The organism is Flavobacterium cheonhonense (assembly GCF_035671315.1).
In the GTDB taxonomy this organism is placed as follows: Bacteria; Bacteroidota; Bacteroidia; order Flavobacteriales; family Flavobacteriaceae; genus Flavobacterium; species Flavobacterium cheonhonense.
The window spans coordinates 95,632-117,258 of the sequence record NZ_JAXAVY010000003.1 but is presented as its reverse complement, the minus strand read 5'-3'; the positions used below and the strand labels follow the sequence as shown (position 1 = coordinate 117,258).

Annotated in this window: 23 protein-coding genes; 14 read left to right on the top strand and 9 right to left on the bottom strand. The window is 38.7% G+C overall.

What is annotated here, in order from left to right; translation table 11 throughout:
• Positions 1–11 precede the first annotated feature (11 nt).
• Together lepB and SK086_RS09170 are read left to right on the top strand one after the other, a co-directional pair.
• The gene (lepB, locus tag SK086_RS09175) at positions 12–1,745 is read left to right on the top strand and encodes a signal peptidase I (RefSeq protein ID WP_324691119.1); all 1,734 of its coding nucleotides are present in this window, start codon (positions 12–14) and stop codon (positions 1,743–1,745) included.
• A 17-nt stretch (positions 1,746–1,762) separates the two neighbouring features.
• A complete protein-coding gene (locus SK086_RS09170) occupies positions 1,763–2,377 on the top strand; it encodes a WbqC family protein (protein ID WP_324691117.1) in 615 nt (204 codons plus the stop codon).
• A 1-nt stretch (position 2,378) separates the two neighbouring features.
• Here SK086_RS09170 and SK086_RS09165 read toward each other — a convergent pair whose 3' ends face one another.
• The 6 genes from SK086_RS09165 to SK086_RS09140 form a co-directional block, all read right to left on the bottom strand.
• Positions 2,379–3,428, bottom strand: a complete 1,050-nt coding sequence (locus SK086_RS09165; RefSeq protein ID WP_290873879.1) for an endonuclease/exonuclease/phosphatase family protein — start codon at positions 3,426–3,428, stop codon at positions 2,379–2,381.
• 67 nt (positions 3,429–3,495) lie between these two features.
• Positions 3,496–4,359, bottom strand: coding sequence for a rhomboid family intramembrane serine protease (locus SK086_RS09160; RefSeq protein WP_290873882.1), 864 nt, complete (start codon positions 4,357–4,359; stop codon positions 3,496–3,498).
• Positions 4,360–4,361: 2 nt separating this feature from the next.
• Positions 4,362–5,123, bottom strand: coding sequence for a rhomboid family intramembrane serine protease (locus SK086_RS09155; protein WP_324691116.1), 762 nt, complete (start codon positions 5,121–5,123; stop codon positions 4,362–4,364).
• Entirely contained in the window at positions 5,120–6,967 is a 1,848-nt protein-coding gene (mutL, locus tag SK086_RS09150) for a DNA mismatch repair endonuclease MutL (protein ID WP_324691115.1), read from the bottom strand. Before mutL ends, SK086_RS09155 begins: the two co-directional genes overlap by 4 nt.
• A 156-nt stretch (positions 6,968–7,123) precedes the next feature.
• Positions 7,124–7,618 (bottom strand): 6,7-dimethyl-8-ribityllumazine synthase, encoded by a 495-nt coding sequence (ribH, locus tag SK086_RS09145; protein WP_324691113.1) that lies wholly within the window; start codon positions 7,616–7,618, stop codon positions 7,124–7,126.
• A 75-nt stretch (positions 7,619–7,693) separates the two neighbouring features.
• Positions 7,694–8,482, bottom strand: coding sequence for a tetratricopeptide repeat protein (locus tag SK086_RS09140; RefSeq protein WP_324691112.1), 789 nt, complete (start codon positions 8,480–8,482; stop codon positions 7,694–7,696).
• A gap of 252 nt (positions 8,483–8,734) precedes the next feature.
• Between SK086_RS09140 and recF the strand changes: the two genes are divergently transcribed.
• From recF to SK086_RS09095, 9 genes are all read left to right on the top strand, one after another.
• On the top strand, positions 8,735–9,814 hold the full coding sequence (recF, locus tag SK086_RS09135) for a DNA replication/repair protein RecF (RefSeq protein ID WP_324691110.1): 1,080 nt from the start codon (positions 8,735–8,737) through the stop codon (positions 9,812–9,814).
• Between the two features lie 40 nt (positions 9,815–9,854).
• Positions 9,855–10,556 (top strand): thioredoxin domain-containing protein, encoded by a 702-nt coding sequence (locus SK086_RS09130; RefSeq protein WP_324691109.1) that lies wholly within the window; start codon positions 9,855–9,857, stop codon positions 10,554–10,556.
• Position 10,557: 1 nt separating this feature from the next.
• Positions 10,558–11,232, top strand: coding sequence for a DUF2461 domain-containing protein (locus SK086_RS09125; RefSeq protein ID WP_324691107.1), 675 nt, complete (start codon positions 10,558–10,560; stop codon positions 11,230–11,232).
• 17 nt (positions 11,233–11,249) lie between these two features.
• Entirely contained in the window at positions 11,250–12,263 is a 1,014-nt protein-coding gene (gene murB / locus SK086_RS09120) for a UDP-N-acetylmuramate dehydrogenase (protein ID WP_324691106.1), read from the top strand.
• Between the two features lie 10 nt (positions 12,264–12,273).
• The gene (locus SK086_RS09115) at positions 12,274–12,885 is read left to right on the top strand and encodes an FMN-binding negative transcriptional regulator (protein ID WP_324691105.1); all 612 of its coding nucleotides are present in this window, start codon (positions 12,274–12,276) and stop codon (positions 12,883–12,885) included.
• Positions 12,886–12,963: 78 nt separating this feature from the next.
• Positions 12,964–14,070 carry a glycosyltransferase gene (locus SK086_RS09110; protein ID WP_324691103.1) on the top strand — a complete coding sequence of 369 codons (1,107 nt, stop codon included), beginning with the start codon at positions 12,964–12,966 and terminating at the stop codon, positions 14,068–14,070.
• Entirely contained in the window at positions 14,061–14,612 is a 552-nt protein-coding gene (locus tag SK086_RS09105; protein WP_290875609.1) for an RNA polymerase sigma factor, read from the top strand. Before SK086_RS09110 ends, SK086_RS09105 begins: the two co-directional genes overlap by 10 nt.
• Positions 14,613–14,773: 161 nt before the next feature.
• Positions 14,774–15,598, top strand: a complete 825-nt coding sequence (locus SK086_RS09100; RefSeq protein WP_324691100.1) for an energy transducer TonB — start codon at positions 14,774–14,776, stop codon at positions 15,596–15,598.
• 124 nt (positions 15,599–15,722) lie between these two features.
• Positions 15,723–16,940 carry a serine hydrolase domain-containing protein gene (locus SK086_RS09095; protein WP_324691098.1) on the top strand — a complete coding sequence of 406 codons (1,218 nt, stop codon included), beginning with the start codon at positions 15,723–15,725 and terminating at the stop codon, positions 16,938–16,940.
• 2 nt (positions 16,941–16,942) lie between these two features.
• Here SK086_RS09095 and SK086_RS09090 read toward each other — a convergent pair whose 3' ends face one another.
• Positions 16,943–17,773, bottom strand: a complete 831-nt coding sequence (locus SK086_RS09090; protein WP_324691097.1) for a CvfB family protein — start codon at positions 17,771–17,773, stop codon at positions 16,943–16,945.
• Between the two features lie 116 nt (positions 17,774–17,889).
• Here SK086_RS09090 and SK086_RS09085 point away from each other — a divergent pair, with 116 nt between their 5' ends.
• The 3 genes from SK086_RS09085 to SK086_RS09075 are packed head-to-tail and all read left to right on the top strand — an operon-like array spanning position 17,890 to position 19,884.
• On the top strand, positions 17,890–18,384 hold the full coding sequence (locus tag SK086_RS09085; RefSeq protein ID WP_290875617.1) for an RNA polymerase sigma factor: 495 nt from the start codon (positions 17,890–17,892) through the stop codon (positions 18,382–18,384).
• A gap of 5 nt (positions 18,385–18,389) precedes the next feature.
• Positions 18,390–19,028, top strand: a complete 639-nt coding sequence (locus SK086_RS09080) for a hypothetical protein (RefSeq protein ID WP_290875619.1) — start codon at positions 18,390–18,392, stop codon at positions 19,026–19,028.
• A gap of 1 nt (position 19,029) precedes the next feature.
• The gene (locus tag SK086_RS09075; protein WP_324691095.1) at positions 19,030–19,884 is read left to right on the top strand and encodes a TraB/GumN family protein; all 855 of its coding nucleotides are present in this window, start codon (positions 19,030–19,032) and stop codon (positions 19,882–19,884) included.
• Positions 19,885–20,021: 137 nt separating this feature from the next.
• On the opposite strand, the gene SK086_RS09070 is transcribed toward SK086_RS09075, so the two are convergent.
• Positions 20,022–20,855: a lysophospholipid acyltransferase family protein gene (locus SK086_RS09070; protein ID WP_324691094.1), complete on the bottom strand. Its 834-nt coding sequence runs from the start codon at positions 20,853–20,855 to the stop codon at positions 20,022–20,024.
• Positions 20,856–20,922: 67 nt separating this feature from the next.
• A complete protein-coding gene (locus SK086_RS09065; protein WP_290875625.1) occupies positions 20,923–21,561 on the bottom strand; it encodes an NUDIX hydrolase in 639 nt (212 codons plus the stop codon).
• Between the last annotated feature and the right edge of the window lie 66 nt (positions 21,562–21,627).

Here is a 21,627-nt window from a genome sequence, read left to right as displayed (position 1 = left end):
AAATAAGCCTTATGTCAGCAACTCAATGGTTAATTTTCCTTTTAATTGTACAAGTCATCCACGGCTTGGGAACTTGGAAACTATACGAAAAAGCAGGTAGAAAAAGATGGGAAGCTTTTGTCCCCGTGTATAACGCCATTGTTTTGATGAAAATTATCGGAAGACCGACTTGGTGGACCGTATTGCTGTTTGTTCCGATTATTAACTTACTGATGTTTCCGGTAGTTTGGGTAGAAACCTTGAGAAGCTTCGGACGCAATTCGACTGCCGACAGTTGGTTGGGCGCGCTAACATTCGGTTTTTATCTATACTATATTAACTACACTCAAGAAGTTACTCACATATCTGACCGCGATTTAACTCCGAGAACCAAAACCGGAGATACCATCAGTTCGTTATTGTTTGCAGTAATTGTGGCGACTTTGGTACATACCTATGTAATGCAACCGTATGTAATTCCATCTTCGTCTTTGGAAAAATCATTGCTTACCGGAGATTTCTTGTTTGTGAGTAAATTTCATTACGGCGCCAGAACACCAATGACCTCAGTGGCAGCGCCTATGGTTCATGATACTTTGCCTTTTATTAAAACCAAGTCGTACCTGTACAACGACCACGATGCCAATTCATGGGAAAACAAATTACAATTGCCTTACTTCCGTTTTCCGGGCTTCGAAAAAATTAATAATGCTGATATCGTAGTTTTCAATTGGCCGCGTGACACCCTATTCCACATGTATTTACCGGCTGATCGCAGATACAACAAACCTATCGACAAGAAAACCAACTACGTAAAACGTTGTGTGGCCATTCCGGGTGATAATTTAGAAATCAAAAAAGGTGTGGTTTACATCAATGGAAAAGAGTTGATTTTACCGGAGAGAGCCAAACCACAGTTCGGGTTCAACATTAAAATGAAAGAACCGATTACACAAGAGTTTGTAGACCAATATGGTGTAACCGAATTCAACACCTTAATCCAAATAGAAACCAAGTTGTGGGACAATAATTTGGTACAACAATATTTAAACAAAGAAGGCTATAGTTTTGCTGTGATTGAAAAAGACAGCACCAATACTTTTCTTTTAGGAGCAGTTGACAAAGACTTGGTAGACAAGTTAAAACTGACTTCCTCTAACTTAATGTTCCAGGCCAATCTTACTCAAGCTAAAGCCGATGAATTGAAAAAAGACCCTCGCGTAGCAGCAGTAGAACGCTATTTAAAAACCGGTGCCGAAGATGGAATCTTCCCGGATTACAAAGATGGACATCCTTCGACTACCCGCAACTGGAACAGCGACAACATGGGACCGATTTACATGCCGGAAGCCGGAAAAAACATTAATCTGACTTTAGAAAACCTACCGTTATACAAAATCATCATCACTGAATACGAAGGCAATACTTTGAAAGTAGTTGGCGATGACATTTACATAAATGACGTAAAAACCAATAGCTACACCTTCAAACAGAATTACTACTGGATGATGGGAGACAATAGAAACAATTCGCTTGACGCGCGTTATTTTGGCTTCACACCGGAAGACCACATTGTAGGGAAACCGGTATTTATTTGGATGAGTTGGGACAGCAGTGCTTCAGGTTTGAATAAAATTCGTTGGGACCGATTGTTTACTACAGTAAGTGGCGATGGCCAACCGCAATCTTATTTCAAATTCTTCTTAGGATTGCTGGTATTGTACTTTGTGGGTGAGTATTTCTGGAAAAAAAGAAAAGCCAATTAATTTAGAATATTGGTGAAATGAATAACATTCTGATTCATCCCGGTTATTTCCCTTCCATCAGTCATTTTGTGGCTATTGCCCAAAGTGATTTGGTGACTTTTGAAATGGATGATAACTTCCAAAAGCAAACTAACCGTAACCGAATGTACATTTACAGTCCGAACGGCATTCAGTTGCTTAATATTCCTATAAAACATTCCAAAGTAGCCCATCAAAAAACCAAAGACGTCAAACTCGAAACCGCTTTTGATTGGCAAAAACAACACTTCAAATCCTTAGAAGCAGCGTATCGTACTTCGCCTTTCTTTGAATATTTTGAAGACGACATCGCTCCTATTTTCCAAAAGAAACATACCTTTTTAATGGATTTGAATTTGGAAACCATGTCGGTCGTTTCAAAATGTTTAGGCTTGGAATTCGATTACAACGAAACGGCCGAATACTTTCATGAGGTTACTGATAAAATCGATTGGCGCGGATTGATTAACGGTAAAAAAGACACTTCGGTTTTCGAACCTTACACGCAAGTTTTCGGAGAAAAACACGGGTATTTGAACAATTTAAGCATCCTCGACTTATTATTCAACGAAGGCCGATATGCCTTAGATTATCTTAAAAAACAAAGGCTGTAGTCTAATTGGCAAAAGCCAAACGCGTCATAATCGGGAAGTGATCCGAATTTTCGAAACGCGAAAAACTTTGGAAACTTTTCACCTTCATGCGCTTATCGGCAAAGATGTAATCAATACGCGCCGGATAATACTTGAAACGATAGGTTTGTCCGAAACCTAAGCCGGCTTCTTCAAAACAATCGCTTAAATCGCCTTTAATATTGCGATAGATGTACGAAAAGGCGCTGTTGTTCATATCGCCGCAAATTATTACCGGATACGGACACGCTTTACGGTGGTTGACTAACTTCTCCGCTTGCTTTTCTTGCTTTTTAAAAGCCTCACGAATTCGAACAAACAATTGTTGGGATTTGCTTTTGTCGATAGCATCAACATGCGACTCAATTTCATTCACATCCGGAGAAATTTTTATCGATTGCAAGTGAATGTTATACACGCGAATCGTATCTTTTCCTTTTTTGATATCGGCATAAACTACATTATTCCCTAAATCGGGTATTTTGAAATCGCCTTGATTGAAAATCGGATATTTGGAAAAAATAGCTTGACCGGTTTTGATTTGCTTGCCTTCCATGAATACCGCTTTGTACTTGTATGCTCTCAGATTTACTTTGGCACTTTCGGAATATTCCTGAAGACAAATGATATCCGGGTTTTGGTCGTTGATGAAAGACAAAATAGTATCGCCTACATGTTCGTTGGGCAACCATTCGAATAAATTAAATAAACGAACGTTGTAGCTCATCACCGTAAAATCTTTTTCCTCTTCAGCTAATGCTCTCGAGGAAAACTTGTAGAACTTATTGATAAAAGTAATCCCCAATAACAACACCAATCCCGATAAAATAACTTGTCGCTTGAGTTGCAACAACCAATACACAAAGAAAAAGGCGTTTAAAATCAGAAACAGCGGTAAAATGAGTGTCAGCACCGATAATAACGGAAACAACTTTGGCGCTAAAAAAGGTAACGCATAAGCCACGAATGTCAATACAGTCAACGCTATATTGAATCCGAACATTACTTTATTAAACCACGATAGCTTTTTCAAAAAGATTGATTTAAGATTTCATTTTCCTCAAACAGAAAACGACAAACAAATATGCAAAATAATACTGCTATTTTCCAGCGCGAAACAGAAATTCTTTTTCTTCGGCGGTCAAACTGTCGTAACCCGATTGGCTGATTTTATCCAAAATCTCATCAATTTGTTGTTGGGTTTTATCTTTGGCCACAATTTTACTAGTTGGTTTGGCGACAGGCTTCTTCGGATTGACGTGTACTTTTTTGAATGGTGTTGTTTTTTTTGGAGAAAATAAATTCGCAAAAAAATCAATCACTGAGGTAACAATGCGACTCAAATCGGTGCCATTTTGCAACAATTTGATGTAAATAAATCCGAAAAATGCACCACTCAAATGCGCAATGTGTCCGCCCATATTGCCCAATTGGATTTGCAGTAAATCGAGCAGTAACAATACGCCGGTAATGTGCCATAGTTTAACATTACCTATCAAAAGCAATCGGATTTCCATTAAAGGTTGGTAGGTTGTAGTAGCTACCAAAAGCGCCATAATAGCCGCTGAAGCACCAACCATAGTAGAGGAATAACCTAATAAGTAAAAACTCAACACATAAACCAAACCTGCAAAAACAGCACTCAACAAATACAAGCCTAAATATTGCTTTTGAGTAAAAAAAGTCAAGAACAAACGACTCGAAAAATGCAAGACCATCATGTTGAAAAACAAATGCATAAATCCCTGATGGAAAAAAGCATAAGTGATAAGTGACCAAGGCTTATATAAGGCCTCCATGGGTTGAGAAGAAACGGCCAACCAAGTCGGATAATCGAAAAAACCACTTGCAAATTGATAAAACAACGGAATCGACAAGATAAATAAGCCTACATTCCAATAAATCATTTTATTGGCTATGCCTCCGATTCTGTATTGCAGTTTTAAATCTTCCAGTATGCTCATAACTAATCCCAGCGCTTATTGTTGAACGAATTTTTCTTCCAATACCACATCATAATAAAACCGGTTAAAGCACCTCCCAAATGCGCAAAGTGAGCAATTCCGGTTCCGCCGCTCCCGAAAATTGAGCTGCCTTTGAACCCTAAAACCAAATCCAGAACCAACAAACCCGGTACAAAATATTTGGCTTTAATAGGTACGGGGATAAACATCATCATCAATTCGGCATTCGGGAACATGAAAGCGAAAGCGATTAATAAACCATAAATTGCGCCGGAAGCTCCAACGGCCGGTATATTATATGAACTATACATGGCTTCTAAATCCGATAAAGAAATGATTTCCAATAAGGCATTATTGTATCGTCCTTCTTTTACAACAGCATTAATAACCTCCGTCGGAACATTCGCTTGTTGTAATATTTCCAAAGCATGATGGTATTGGTAATAATTCACGCCCATATGCAATAAAGCCGCCCCCAATCCACAGGAAATATAGAAAAACAAAAATTTTCTCGCACCCCAAAAATGTTCCAAAGCACTACCAAAGGAAATTAAAGCAAACATATTAAAGACAATATGCATCAAGTTTGGAAAACGGGCATGCATAAACATGCTCGTTAAAGGTTGCCAATAGTTGAAATTGGGATTATCCGGAGAAAAAAGAGCAAACAATTGATAAGTAACATCGCCCACATAATTGGAGCCGATGTAAAAAATAACATTGATTATCAGTAACTGCTTAACAGTCTCGGTCATTCGCATCATACGCTGAATTTTTTGTCTATATCTTCCACACTCATAGTGATGAAAGTGGGTTTTTGAAACGGCGACACATCCGGCTCTTTACAAGCAAACAGGTTGTGCACCAAATTTTCCTGTTCTTTTTCGGTCAAATACGTTCCGGTTTTAATGGCCAAACTACGCGCCATAGACTTGGCGATAGTATCATTTTGCGAAAAACTACTGTCCGGTATGCCGTCTTGCAAATCACGCAATAACTCTTCCAAAACAATGGAAATCTCACTTTCGGTCACATTGACAGGTAAACCGGAAATCATGACGTGGTCGACTTCCATCGCTTCAAATACAAATCCGGTATTTTCTAAAGCCGATTTTAATTCGGCCAATAAATCCATTTCGGGAGCCGAAAAATACAACTGCAACGGAAACAACAATTGCTGACTCGATGCTTGATGTACTGTCATGCTGGTTAGGAATGCTTCGTATAAAACCCGCTCATGCGCTCTGTTTTGGTTGATGATAACCATTCCGGACTTAATCGGACTGACAATGTATTTTTTATGAATTTGGTAAGTTCTTTTTACTTCCTGTTCTACTTCATTTTCCTCAAACAAGGAAGAAGTAACAGCATCGTTTTCAAAGGTCATTTCCGCCAATTCTTGCCCGGCTTGTTTCAGACCTACATACAAACTTTCCCAATTAGGCTGCGCTTCCGGCTTTTTATAGGATGGTGTTGAAAACGACTTACTAGGCTTATCATCAGCAAACGGATTGTAACTTCTGTCCACTTGAATGGTTGGATATTCCGCTTCTTTATTTTGGTATTGATAAGGCGTGTCCAAATTCGGATCTCGGTCGAAATCCAATACCGGCGCCACATTAAATTGTCCTAAACTGTGTTTGATGGCTGAGCGTAAAATGGCGTACAAAGCGTGCTCGTCATCAAACTTAATTTCGGTTTTGGTAGGATGAATATTGATATCGATGGTATGTGGCGGAACAGTCAAATACAGAAAATAACTCGGCTGCGAACCGTCTTTCAGCAAACCTTCATAAGCAGCCATAACGGCGTGATGCAAATAGCCGCTTTTGATGAAACGATCGTTAACAAAGAAGAATTGCTCCCCACGGTTTTTCTTGGAAAATTCGGGTTTCCCTACAAATCCTTGTAAACTTAAGATATCCGTTTCTTCTTTAACAGGTACTAATTTTTCATTCGTTTTGCCCGAAAAAATATTGACGATGCGCTGTCTGAAATTTGATATCGGCAAATTGAACATCTCACTACCGTTATGATACATCGTAAAATGGATGTTCGGATGCGCCATCGCTACACGCTGGAACTCATCTACTATATGACGTTGTTCAACGGTTTCCGATTTTAAGAAATTGCGACGTGCCGGGATATTAAAAAACAAATTCTTGACTGCAAACGAAGTACCTTTGGGCAAAACCGCCGGTTCCTGCGACATAAACTTGCCGCCTTCTATGACAATGTGCGTTCCTAATTCTTCTTGGTCTTGTTTGGTTTTCATTTCCACATGCGCAATAGCCGCGATGGAAGCCAACGCCTCACCACGAAAACCTTTGGTATGTAATGAAAATAAATCTTCGGCTTGGCGGATTTTAGAAGTGGCGTGACGTTCAAAACACAAACGCGAATCGGTGACACTCATCCCAACGCCATTATCAATCACTTGTATTAATGATTTTCCGGCATCTTTGATGATGAGTTTGATATCGGTGGCTTTGGCATCTACAGCGTTTTCCAACAACTCTTTGACTACCGAAGCCGGTCTTTGCACTACTTCACCGGCTGCAATTTGATTGGCCACATGATCCGGAAGCAATTGAATGATACTCGACATTATTTAGTTTCAGTGTTTTGAATTAAGGACTCGGGCTACCACCCAAACCAAGCAAATTTAAGGAAAAAGTATGGGGATTTATAGTTAATCATTCCCTAAAAATAAAAAACCTATTCACAAAAGAATAGGCTTATCATTTACATCCGAAAAGGGAATCTATTGCATCGTTTTGCTGCGCAAATCAGCCATTTTGATAGCAGCAATGGCAGCTTCAGTGCCTTTATTTCCGTGAACGCCACCACTTCGGTCGATAGATTGTTGTTCGTTATTATCCGTTAGCAAACAAAAAATAACCGGCACATCGGTTTGTACGTTTAAATCTTTGATGCCTTGGGTTACGCCTTCGCACACAAATTCAAAGTGCATGGTTTCGCCTTTGATCACACAACCAATAGTAATGACCACATCTACTTCTTGGGTGACGATCATACGTTGTGCGCCGTAAATCAGTTCGAAACTTCCGGGTACATTCCATCGCACTATGTTTTCCTGCAAAGCGCCACAATCCAACAAAGCGGCTTCGGCTCCTTGGTACAAGCCGTTGGTAATATGATCATTCCACTCGGATACCACGATACCAAACTTGAACTCTTTCGCACTGGGCAATTGGGTTTTGTCGTAATTAGAAAGGTTTTTATTAGCTGTTGCCATAATTTATGATTTTAAACTAAAAAAGGATTAAAGATACACTCCTTAATCCTTTTTTGGGTATTATTAATTTGAAATTTATTGCGCTAATCCGATTAAAGCATCTACTTGTTGAGCTTCAGGAGCAGTATCAAAATTTTCTTTGATGTCTGTGAAATATTTCAAAGCTTCGGCTTTGTTACCCATTGCTAAAGCAGTTTTACCGGCTTTCATCAAATATCTTGGTCTGGTAAAGTCGTTAGTCTGACTCGCATCAGCAGCTTTCACATAAAACTCTAACGCTTCTTTTTGTTTGTTTTGTTGTGCGTAAGCATCTCCGATAGATCCTTTAGCCAAAATGCTTAAAGTAACATCTTTAGAGTTGAATTTTTCCAAACTCGCAATAGCTTCAGCATATTTACCGGTGTTCAAGTAAGCGATACCGGCCATGAAATTAGCTTGGTTTGCGGCGTCAGTTCCTGAATATTGTTCAGCAATTTTAAGTACACCAAATTTACCTTCAGAACCATTCAATACTAAATTGAATAAAGAATCCGCTTTCACATCACCATCAACGGCTTTTTGGAAATTTTGTTGGGATACGAATAATTCTTCAGCAGCTTCTTGTTGGTTTGGCTCAGCAATAAATTTATCATAAGCGAAATAACCCACAACTACCACCACTACTGCCAACAAACCACCTAAAATTACTTTTTGGTTTTTAGCAATAAAATCTTCTGCTTTAGAAGCTGATTGGTCTAAGGTGTCGAATGCTTTAGCTGTAGTACTGTCTTTTTCATCAACATTTACGTCTTCAATGAAAGTTTCGTCTACTTTTTCCGCTTTTTCTTTTGGTGCTTTATATCCTCTTTTGTTAAAAGTTGCCATCTATTTTTAATTTAGTGTGCGCAAAAATAAAATTTTTATTCAAACTCCCATAAAAAAAATCGATTTAATATTTTTTAAAGTAGAAAATACTCGTTTTTGAATCGCTCACAAAAGAGCAACCGCTAAAGAATTCTAACGTTCATTCTTTTTATCAATAATTTTGAATAATTTGCAGGGCTTTCTTTAACTGCTTCAAAAAGAAAACAAATTATTGCAAACCAATTATTTAACCTTAACTCAAGCGATACCGAATTGTTTTTAAAACGCCTTTCAGTCCTAAACTACAAGAATTTTTCGGATGCCACCTTCGAATTTGATACTAAAATCAATTGCTTCGTAGGGAAAAACGGCATTGGAAAAACCAATATTTTGGATGCTGTGTATCATTTAGCCATCGGTAAAAGTTATTTCAACCCGCTGGCCGTGCAGAACATCAAACACGGTGAAGATTTTTTTGTGGTGGACGGCGAGTTTGAGAAAAACAACCGTACCGAGCAAATTCTGTGTAGCTTGAAAAAAGGCCAAAAGAAAATGCTCAAACGCAACGGCAAACTCTACGAAAAGTTCTCCGATCATGTGGGTTTTATACCATTGGTGATTATTTCACCGGCCGACAGGGATTTGATCATTGAAGGCAGTGAAACAAGACGCAAATTTATCGACAGTGTGATTTCGCAGTTAGACAGCAGCTATCTACAACAGTTGATTCAGTACCACAAGATTGTAAGCCAACGCAATGCGCTGTTGAAATATTTTGCCTTGAATCATGTTTTTGAAAAAGATACTTTGTCCATCTACAATGAACAATTGGAGGCTTTAGGGCAAGTTATTTTTGAAAAGCGAAAAGCGTTTTTGGCCGACTTTGTGCCGATTTTCAATGCGTATCATCAAACGATTTCCGATTCGGCCGAAACCGTACAATTGGTGTATCAAAGTGATTTGTTTGAGAAAGATACGTTGACATTACTGGAAGAAAACCTCAGCAAAGACAGAGCTTTACAATACACTTCCGTAGGGATTCACAAAGATGATTTGTCTTTTGAAATAGACCACTTCCCTATTAAAAAGTTCGGTTCGCAAGGACAACAAAAATCGTTTTTAATCGCCCTTAAACTCGCCCAATTCGATTTTGTCAAAAAACAAAGCGGTGAAAAACCTATTTTGCTTTTTGATGACATTTTCGACAAACTGGATGAGTTTCGCGTGAGTAAGATTGTAGAAATGGTGAATAATGACGAATTTGGCCAACTATTCATCTCCGATACGCATCCGGAACGCACCGAAAATATTGTAAAAACCACACACCAGAGTTATAAAATATTTAACCTTTAATGCAACGGTATTTTGTACTTTAGCTAAAACTTTTTTTATCATGAAAACCAAATTATTTTCCCTACTATTCATCAGCTTTTTATTTTTAAGTTGCCAAGGCCAAGCCACAAAACCGGTGCAAACCCTGGATGTTAAAACTTATGCGGAAAAATTAAAAAACACCGAAAAACCCCAATTGTTAGATGTTAGAACTCCGGAAGAATTCGGCGTTGAACATATAGAAAATGCCGATAATGTAAACGTTAACAGTCCTGATTTTGCTACCAAAGCGGGACAATACGACAAATCGAAACCCATTTTTGTGTATTGTAAAGTAGGCGGACGAAGTGCTCAAGCCGCTGATAAGTTAGTCGCCATGGGCTTTACAGAAGTTTACAACTTAGAAGGCGGTATCATGAAATGGACTACAGCCGGGATGCCTAAAGCCGGACAAACGGCTAAAACAGGTGGCATGACCGTTGAAGATTATCAAAAATTAGTAGCATCGGATAAAAAAGTACTCATCAATTTTACCGCGGTTTGGTGTGCACCTTGCCAGAAAATGAAGCCTTATATTTTGAAAATGCAGGAAGAATTAAAAAACCAAGTCAAAATTGTGAGAGTAGATGCCGACGAAAACAAAGGCCTGACCGAAGCCATGAAAATTGAAGGATTACCGATGATTATCATTTATGAAAATGGTAAAGAAGTTTGGCGCAACTTAGGTTACATCAGTGAAGAAGACTTAAAAAAACACCTTTAGTATGATTACCCAAGAAGCGCTACAGTTTTTAGAAGATTTGGTCGCCAACAACAATACCGATTGGATGCATGCCAACAAAAAACGGTATGAGCAATATAAAAAAGATTACCATGCGTTTATTGCCGGTTTGTTGGCCGAAATGAAACAACTTGACCCTAAACTAGACGATTTGGAAGTAAAAAATTGTACGTTTCGCATCAATCGAGACATTCGCTTTTCGAAAGACAAATCGCCCTACAAAACCAATATGGGCGTTTGGTTTACCCAAAATAAATTCCAAAAAAACAGCCCTGGCTATTACGTACATTTCGAAAAAGGCAACTGTTTTCTAGCCGGTGGTGTTTGGTGTCCGGAACCGGCGCAATTGAAACAAATTAGAAGAGAAATTGCTTTTTTCTACGACGATTTAGAGAAAATTGTAGCCGATGCAGCTTTCAAAAAAGAATATGGCGATTTGTCTCGTGAAGCAGATAACGTACTGAAAAAAGCGCCCAAGGATTTCGATCCGAACCATCCGGCCATCGAATTTTTAAAACTGAAGAGCTTTACGGCTTCGCAACCCATCGACGAAAAATTATTTACCGATAAAAATTTCAATAAAACGGTAGCGCAAAAACTGATCGCGCTCAAACCTTTAAACGATTTTCTGTACCGCGCTTTAGAAACCGAAGAATAAATTATCTTTTACATCTCATGCAAATTCAATCTAACTTCTCTTTAAAATCTTTCAACACTTTCGGCATAGAAGCCAAAGCCAAAAACTTTGTAGCGGTTCATTCTTTGGACGAATTAAAAACCGTTTTGGCAGAACATGCGGCTGAACCCAAATTCATTTTAGGCGGTGGCAGCAATATGTTGCTAACGCAAGACATTGAGGCTTTGGTGATTCATATCGACTTGAAAGGAAAAAGGATAGTAAAAGAAGACGACAACTTTGTATGGGTAGAAAGTATGGCCGGTGAAAATTGGCACGAGTTTGTGCTTTGGACTATCGATCAAAACTTCGGTGGTTTGGAAAACATGTCACTTATTCCGGGCAATGTCGGCACTACACCGGTACAAAATATCGGCGCTTACGGAACCGAAATCAAAGACACTTTTGTTTCTTGTGACGCTATGAAAATCGACGACCAAACGATGCGAACTTTCAGTAAAGAAGACTGTCGTTTCGGGTATCGAGAAAGCATTTTCAAGCAAGAAGCCAAAAACCAATACATCATTACTTCGGTAGTTTTCAAACTCACCAAACATAATCATAAAATCAACACTTCATATGGCGATATTACTAAAGAATTAGCACTGCAAAACGTGACCGATCCTTCTTTGAAAGACGTTTCCAATGCTGTGATTGCCATTCGACAAAGCAAATTACCCGATCCGAAAGTATTGGGCAACAGTGGTAGTTTCTTTAAAAATCCGGTCATTTCGAGAAGTCATTTCGAAAAAGTACAAGCACAATTTCCGGAGATTAAATTCTTCGAAGTTTCGCCTACCGAAGTCAAAGTTCCCGCCGGTTGGTTAATCGAACAAGCCGGTTACAAAGGATTTCGCAAAGGCGATGCCGGCGTTCACAAAAATCAAGCTTTGGTATTGGTGAATTACGGCTCGGCTACCGGGCAGGATATTTTGGCTCTTTCGCGTGAAGTACAGCAGGCCGTTTTCGACAAATACAGCATTGCTATTGAAGCGGAAGTGAATGTAATTTAAAACGATTCCCATGTACATTCCCGAGTTATACAAAAACGAAAATCGCGAAGAAATTGAAAACTTCGTCCACCAAAATGGTTTTGCGATTTTGGTTAATCAAACGCAAGGAAAATTGTGGGCCACGCACACACCATTGTTGTTAGAAACCCGTGAAGACGGTAAACTCATCTTAACCGGACATATTTCTAAAGCCAATCCGCAAGCATTAAGTTTCAATGATAATGACGAAGTATTAGCTATTTTTTCGGGTGCGCATACTTATATTTCTTCGTCTTGGTACGATCATGAAAATGTGCCGACTTGGAATTATTTGGCCGTACACGTTTACGGCAAAGTACGCGTTTACAATCACGAAGAAGCGTTAGATTTTCTGAAGAAATTAGTCGACAAATACGAGGCTAAATCGAAAAACCCTATTCGAGTAGAAAACTTATCCGAAAAAACAATGCGGGAAGCGCGTGGTATCGTTGCCTTTGAAATTGAAATTACGAACCTCGAAGCCCAAAAGAAACTTTCCCAAAATCGCGATGACAAAAACTACCGCAACATCATCACCGAGCTGGAAAAAACTAAGGAAAATCAAGCCCTTGCCGTAGCAGAAGCCATGAAAAAGAACCGATAGGAATTTGTTAAAATTCGTTTGATTATTGGTTGCAGAATACCTACATTTGCAGTCCTTTTTAAAAGATAAAAGAACACCATGTTATTAATAGTTTTCTGTGTATTCATCGCCGTAGTTGTTATTCAATTTTTGTATTACATTGTGGTATTCGGTAAATTTTCATTTGCCAAACCGCAAACCGTAAACCCGAAAAGAGTGCCGATTTCTGTAATTGTTTGCGCCAAAAATGAAGAAGAAAACGTCAAAAAGTTTGTACCGCTTTTGGCCGAACAAGATTACCACACATTTGAAATCGTATTGATTGACGATGCCTCCAGCGATAACACTTTAGAAATCTTTGAAGAATTCGAAAAACAATACCCAAACATCAAATTGGTTAAGGTAGAAAACAACGAAGCCTTTTGGGGCAATAAAAAATTCGCGCTAACCTTAGGCATCAAAGCCGCTAAATACGAATACTTGTTGTTTACCGATGCTGATTGCTATCCGACTTCCAAAGATTGGATTACTTCGATGAGTGCGCAATTTACGCAACAAAAGAATATTGTTTTGGGTTATGGTGCTTATGAAAAAATCAGCAATTCGTTTCTAAACAAAATCATTCGATTTGAAACCTTGTTAACTGCTACGCAATATTTTTCTTGGGCTAAAATCGGCAAACCTTATATGGGAATTGGTCGCAACATGGCTTACAAACGCGAAGAGTTTTTTAAAGTACGCGGCTTTATGGATCACATGAAAATCCGTTCCGGCGATGATGACTTATTTATCAATCAGGCTGCTAACGGAGATAATACAACCATTTGCTACGTACCGGATAGTTTTACTTATTCTACACCTAAAACCCGTTTTAAAGATTGGTTTACCCAAAAACGCCGTCATGTATCGACTGCCAAACACTACAAATTATTTGACCGCAATCAGTTAGGCTTGTTTTACGTGTCGCAGTTACTCTTTCTTTTATTGCCTATAGTTTTATTGGCGTTTCAATACCAATGGATTGCGGTAGTAAGTATAATCGGTTTCCGCTATCTATTTGCTTGGCTAACCTTAGGTTTTGCCGCGGGTAAACTCAAAGAAAAAGACGTCATGTATTGGTTTCCCATCATAGAAATTGTTTTGATTTTTACGCAACTGAATGTTTTTATCACCAATACGTTTTCTAAACCAGTACATTGGAAATAAAAAAATACATAGAGAAAGCCAAAAAAGGAGACCAAGTGGCCTTTACCTTTTTGCTCGACCGTTACTGGAACGAAGTGTATGGTTTTATGCTCAAACGTACTGAAAATGAAACCGATTCGGAAGACATTACTATAGAAACTTTCTCGAAGGCTTTTGACAAAATTGCGACTTACAATCCGGAATTCCAGTTCAACACTTGGTTGATTGCCATTGCTAAAAACGTACACATCGACATGTTACGCAAGAAAAAGTCGACCGTATTCGTAGAGATAACTGACGAAGAAGACCAACAAGCGTATAATGTGGCCGATAGTTCGCCTTCGGCAGAAGACGAATTGATTACCGAACAAAACCTGTCTCGCCTACTCCAATTCATCAAAGAATTGAAACCGCACTACCAAGAAGTGATCCAATTGCGTTACTTTCAAGAGATGAGCTATCAGGAAATCTCGGAACAATTGAATGAACCTTTAAGCAATGTAAAAATCAAATTGCTTCGCGCTAAAAAACTATTGGCTGAAATCATAGAAAGTAAAAAATAACTTTCTATTTAAAAATCGGCATCGCTTCCCAACCTTTTCAGAGAATTTGTTATCTTATAAGAAAATAGTTAAAAGTTTTTATACTATTTTAACATTTCTTGCGTTATAACATTAAATTCGATGCTTATGTAACATAGATACTTAACTCAAAACAATTCATTATGTCACACGTTAGTATTTATGAAAAAAACTGGATAGATCTGGTTTTTGAAGGCAAAAACAAAGCCTATGGCGCTTATCAATTGCGTCAAGAAAACACCAAAACCTCATTGATTGCTTTTATTGGAGGGATTACTTTTATGTTATCCTTGATTGGAGGCGGCTTAATGCTGACCTCATTTGATGACACCGAGGTAATCTGTCAATTTCCCATCATTGAGAACGAGCGCATTGTTCCAGTTGATATGGATCCGATTAAGGAACAGCAAAAAGAGGAAAGTGCCGCCGCAGCTCCACAAGAGATTTCTGAAGTTAAACCTCAAGATTTGTCTCGCATGGTAGTAGCTCAAACCAATGAAGCCACTCCGGATGTTCAAACCAACCAAGAAATTCGCGAAACACCACCGGCCAACGATGGTAGCGGAACCGGAACACTCACTGATGTTGGCAACAATGGCGGCGGTGATGATAACGGTAATGATGACGCAAGCACACCTGGCATTAACGAACCGGTCACCACTAACAAACTCGACAAACTCCCATTATTCCCGGGCGGAATGGATCGTTTTTACAAATACGTAAGCAACAACATCAACCGACCTGAAATAGAAGAAGACAGTCAAATCACCATGAGTGTTGTGATGGCATTTGTGATTGAAAAAGACGGCAGTATGACGGATATTCGAGCATTGCGAAGCACCGATAAAAATTTAGAGAGAGAAGCCATTCGTGTTTTGAAATCGCTCAAAACCAAATGGGAACCGGGATACCAAAACGACAAACCGGTGCGAACACTCTACATGTTACCGATTAAGGTTAAAATCTAATTCCTTAAAGCCGCCCATGAGGCGGTTTTTTGTTGGCATTAACCGAAAAACATTAACATCTATTGGTAAATAAAAGGTTTTAATTTCGATTAAATATTGGTATTATTGCAATCATTTTAAAATCATGAAGATTACGCTCGTCGGTTTTTTCCTTTCTTCCCTTTTGTACTTTTCCGGACCTGTTGGCGGAGAGCGCAATGGTGCTTATGATACCAATAGGAATAGTGACAGCACTTTAATCACCATCCCGTTTCCGGTTAAGTTTGGTCAAGTATCCGAAGCTTACCTTCAGGAGAAGAAGCCTAAAATCGATTCGTTTTACAACAAGTTCATTAATTCGCCTTTTTACAGCGGTAGTTTTTTAGTGGCTAAAAACGGTCGCATTCTATACGAAGATTACAAAGGATTATCCAATATCAAAACCGGAAAAAAGGTCGACGCTAATACTGCGATTCACTTGGCTTCAGTCAGTAAAATATTGACGGCCACGGCTATTTTAAAACTAGTACAGGAAGACAACATCATGTTAGACCAAAAGGTAACCGATTGGCTGCCGCGATTTCCCTATAAAAACACCACCATCCGAACTTTGCTGAACCACCGCAGCGGTTTACAGCATTACTCTAACTTTCCGGGACTATTGAAAAAAAGTTGGGATCGCAAAAAGGTATTGTCTAACCAAGATGTTTATGAAATATTGGTAAAGCATAAATTCAGATTGGTATTTAACGACAATACGCGTTTTGATTACTGTAATACCAACTACGTCATTTTAGCCTTAATTATTGAAAAAGCTACCGGTTTAAATTACCGTGATGCCATGCAGGAATTGATTTTTAAACCTTTGGGCATGAAAAACACCTTTGTATTCAATTACGATACCGACAGAGACACTGTTTGCAAGTCCTATCGCGGCAACAACATTTTTCCATGGGATCAATACGACCGTTTGTATGGCGATAAAAACATTTATTCAACACCCAGAGATTTAGTGAAATTTGATTTGGCGACCTATTCCCCCGATTTTATCAAACCCGAACTATTGCAAGAAGCCTACACCGGATATAGCGCCGGCAATATTGCCAAACCTATAAAAGATTACGGTTTAGGAATGCGTATGCGTTATTTGGCTAGCGGAGAAAAGCTGATTTACCACAACGGTTGGTGGCACGGTAACAACACTTCATTTGTTCCGATTAAAAAAGATACTATTACCATCATTTGTTTAGGGAATAAATATTCAAATCGTCCTTACGAAACCTTGCGTATGGCGAATGAATTCTTTTTAAAGAAAAAACCGGAACCGACTTTAGTACCGGAATTGCCTTATACCGGAGAATAAAACTATTCTTTCACCAAGTAAATGCCGTCGTCTTTAATTTCGATAAGCTTGTCTTTGTAAAGCGCACCAATGGCTTTTTTGAAAGTCTTTTTGCTCATTTTCAAAACAGTTTTGATGTCTTCCGGATGACTGTTGTCATTTAAACGAAGAAAACCTCTGCCGGCACGGAGTTCATTCAGAATTTTTTCGGCATTAGGTTCTACTTTGCTATAGCCGAATTTTTGCAGCGTGACATCTATTTTATGATCCGGTCGGATGTTTTTGATATAGCCTATGATACGATCGCCGGGTTTTATATCGTCGTACACTTCATCTTTATACAACAAACCTTTGTGTTGGTCGTTGATAATTACGTTGATACCAACCTCAGTAATATGAGAAATAATCAAATCCACTTCATCACCTACGGCTACCGTTAAATTTTCATTATTTAAAAACTGATTCGTTTTACTGGAAGCTACAATACGGTTGGTTTTCTCGTCCATATATGCATATACTAAATAGCGTTTGCCTTTTTCCATAGGACGCGCTTGCTCTTTGAACGGAACAAAGATATCTTTCTCCAAACCCCAATCGAGGAACGCACCAAACTGATTCACATAATTCACACGCAACAAACCAAATTCATCCAATAAAATATACGGCTCCAAGGTCGTAGCCACCGGTCTTTCTTCGTGATCTAAATACACAAAAACGATTATCTCATCGCCAATGGCATACTGCTTAGGCACATATTTTAAAGGCAACAACACATCGGATGTACCGTCCGTTAAATAAAGTCCAATTTTAGTTTCGCGTGCAATCGTAAGTGTATTGTAGTGGCCTATTTCCATAGTAAGGGTTGTATTTTACGGGGCAAAGATAGGCAAATTAAAAACTTGAACCGCAAACCGAAAAATTGTAGCTTTACGAAGTGTAACAAAACTTAGGATTACACTACTAACGGGCTATGAGTGACGATTTAGAAAAATCATTTGTAAAACAACTTAAGGAAAACCAGAATATCATTCACAAGATATGCCGGTTGTACACCAATGGTGAAGATGCACACAATGATTTGTTTCAGGAAATCACCATACAATTGTGGAAAGCCTTTCCCAAGTTTAGAGGCGAATCAAAGTTTTCCACTTGGGCTTACCGAGTGGCTTTAAACACAGCCATCACGTTATACCGCAAAAGCACCCGTACTGTAGCCACAGTAACTTACGAAGGCCAGAAACACTTTTTATCCCAGGAAGATTACAATCTCGAAGAAGAAGAGCAAATCAAGTTGATGTACCAAGCCGTGCAACAACTCAACGACATTGAAAAAGCACTCGTTTTTTTGTATCTGGAAGATAAAGACTATACCGAAATATCGGAAACATTAGGGATTAGTGAAGTGAATGCCCGCGTTAAAATGAACAGAATTAAAGGAAAATTAAAAAAGATATTAAATCCTTAAGGATTATGGAAGAGTTGGATTTATTAAAAAAAGCTTGGCAAAAAGACACCCATTCTTTTGAGCAAGTTACAGAAGTTGAAATTTACAAAATGCTGCATAGGAAGTCATCGTCTATAGTAAAATGGATATTGGTGATTAGTCTGTTAGAGTTTGGTTTGTGGGCTTTGGTTAGTTTTATGTTTAATACAGATGATGCTATCAAAAGTTTACATGCCGAAAGTTTTGAAATATACTTAAAAATTATCACCTACGTTAATTATGCCGTGGTATTGTGGTTTATTTATAATTTCTACCGAAACTATGCCCGTATCTCTACCACTACCTCAACCAAACAGTTGATGCAAGATATTATTCGCACCCGAAAAACGGTACAACATTATGTTTGGTATAACCTTTTTATGATATTCATCAGCACTTTACTTGGTTTTGCCATGGCGTTCATTTACAATCCTAACATGGACACACTTAGATATCAAATTGAACATGAAGATGGTTATAAAACCTTATCAATAACCATTTGTATGGTTCTAATTACTATAGTTGTTTTTGTGGGCTTATTTTGGTTGTTCTACCGAATAATTTACGGAACACTATTACGAAGGCTCAATGCGAATTACAAGGAATTGAAAAAAATAGACTTATAAAATGAAAAAAATATTTTTACTGCTGTGCTCCTTTTTTTTGGGAATGGCTTTTGGACAAAAAAGCGATAATTCTTTGTTATGGAAGATTTCGGGGAACGGACTCAAAGAACCGTCTTACTTGTTTGGCACCATTCACATTACTTGCGACGCTTCGCTATCTGATAAAGTAAAAACAGCCTTAGACAAAACCCAACAGCTGTGCTTAGAGTTGGATATGGATGATCCAAACATGCAAGTTGAAATGATGAACAGCATGATGATGCAAAACGGTGTTACCATGAAATCTCTGGCCAAACCTGAGGATTTTAAAGCGGTTGACGCTTTTTTAACGGCCAATGTTGGTTTTTCTGCCGAAATGCTGAATACCGTAAAACCATTTATGGTGAGTGCGATGCTTTATCCGAAAATGTTAAACTGCGAAATGCAATCGGTAGAAGCCGAGCTAATCAAAATAGCCAAAACCCAAAATGAAGAAGTCATCGGATTGGAAACGGTAAGTGAGCAATTAGCAGTTTTTGATGCCATTCCGTACCAAGAACAAATGAACGAATTGGTGATTACCGCCAAAGACAATATGCAGCGCGATAAAACGGAATTTACCGAAATGATGGCAATTTACAAAAGCGAGAATGTGGAAGCAATGGTAACCTTCACGGAAAAATCGCCCAATGCCATGACGTCTAAATACGGCGATGTATTGCTGAAAAACAGAAATCAAAATTGGATCAGTAGGATGACAACCATTGCCAAAAACAAACCAACCTTTTTTGGTGTAGGTGCCGCTCACTTAGGTGGGAAAGAAGGTGTCATTGCGTTGTTACGCAAAGCCGGTTTTACAGTAGAAGCGGTATATTAGTTTAGAAAAAAAGAGATAAGTTAAAAGGGATAAGTTAGTAATGGCTTATCCTTTTTTTTATGGCATACGGAAACCGGCTCGGTTTGAGTTTGTTGAAACGAGATGAATTAAAGATTCCAATCACAAATCGGATTTTACTATACTTCTTCTTTGCTTTCTTTCTCCACTTGCCATTTGCGCAATTGATTCAAACGCTCTTGTTCGGCCAATTCTTCGGCAGGTATGACTTTTAAGAAAGACGGATGTTGTTCGATAGCGTATTCTACTTTCTCTACAATTTGTTCTATGGTTTCGTTCTCGTAATCAATCACCAATGGCTCTTTTATGATAAACGATTGCAGTATGTTTTTCTTTTTCACGCGCAAGCCTTTTTTGTCGAATGAGCGTCGGAAACCATCAATTACAATTGGCACTACTATAGGTTTGTGTTGCTTGATGATATGTGCTGTTCCTTTGCGAACCGGCTTGAAGGATTTGGTGGTACCTTGCGGAAAGGTAATAACCCAACCGTCTTCCAAGGCAATGCGAATATTCTCGGTATCATTGGGATTGACTTCTCTCTTCTCAGTAACATCTTTCCCCCCACAGCGCCAAGTGCGTTCTACTGTAATGGCGCCTACATAAGATAAAATTCTGGGTAATAAACCGGCTCTCATGGTTTCACTGGCGGCCACATAGTATATATTCATTTTAGGCTGCCATAAATAGCCTACATTTCGAATGTGATCAACACGGCCCGAAAGACTGGCATTGAATACGTGAAACATAGCCACTACATCGGCAAAATAGGTTTGATGGTTGGAGATGAAAAGCACATTAGTATCCGGTAAGCCTTTGATGATTTCGGAACCTTCAATATGAAGTTCGTTAAAACCACGATACCGGCGGTGTGTTAATACTCCGAAAATGCGAATTAACCATTTCTTGATAAAAAGGATATGACCAAAAGGATTTCTTTTCAATAATCCCATAATTTTTTGAATTTATCTCCGACTGCTCAAAAATAACAGACGGGTTGCAAATCTAAAAAACTTAAACTTATAAAACCAATTTAAGCGTATCTTTCAGTTCGCTGAGCATCATAGCAGTGGCGCCCCAAACAAAATGTTCATTTACCTGAAATCCGGGGACTTCAATACTGCCGGCATAAGAAGTTTGCATTACAGTATTGACAATGATGTTGTCGTTCATAAAATCGGCAAAAGGAAACTCAACCAAACCGGCAACTTCTTCTTCTTGCAACACAAAATCGAGTTCCCTTTCACTGTAGCCTAAAAACGGATACACCATAAAGTTACTTGGCGGAATATAGACTTCAGTAAACGGACGAATCACTTTAATATGTTTCGGATGTATACCAATTTCCTCGTGGGTTTCCCTTAGGGCTGTATGGCTCAAATCGGCATCCTCATCCTCTACTTTACCACCGGGAAAAGCAATTTGAGAAGAATGAACACCATTATAACTCGTACGAAGTATAAGTGCTAAATGGGTTTGCGATGCTTTAGGATAAAACAGCATCATTACGGCAGCACGTTTGGGTACGACTTTAGTAAAATCGATGGCTTTCAATAAGTCCATACGATTAGAAGGAGCCATTTTTGCATGTGCTTTGGTTGCCGGTAGCTGCGCATTTTGTATTTTTGGCGTGTATTTTAAAAACTCTTCAAAGTGCATTTTGATCGTTTTAGAAATATAAAATTACCGTAAAAAAACAAAGCATCCCACTTTTATCCTCACAAA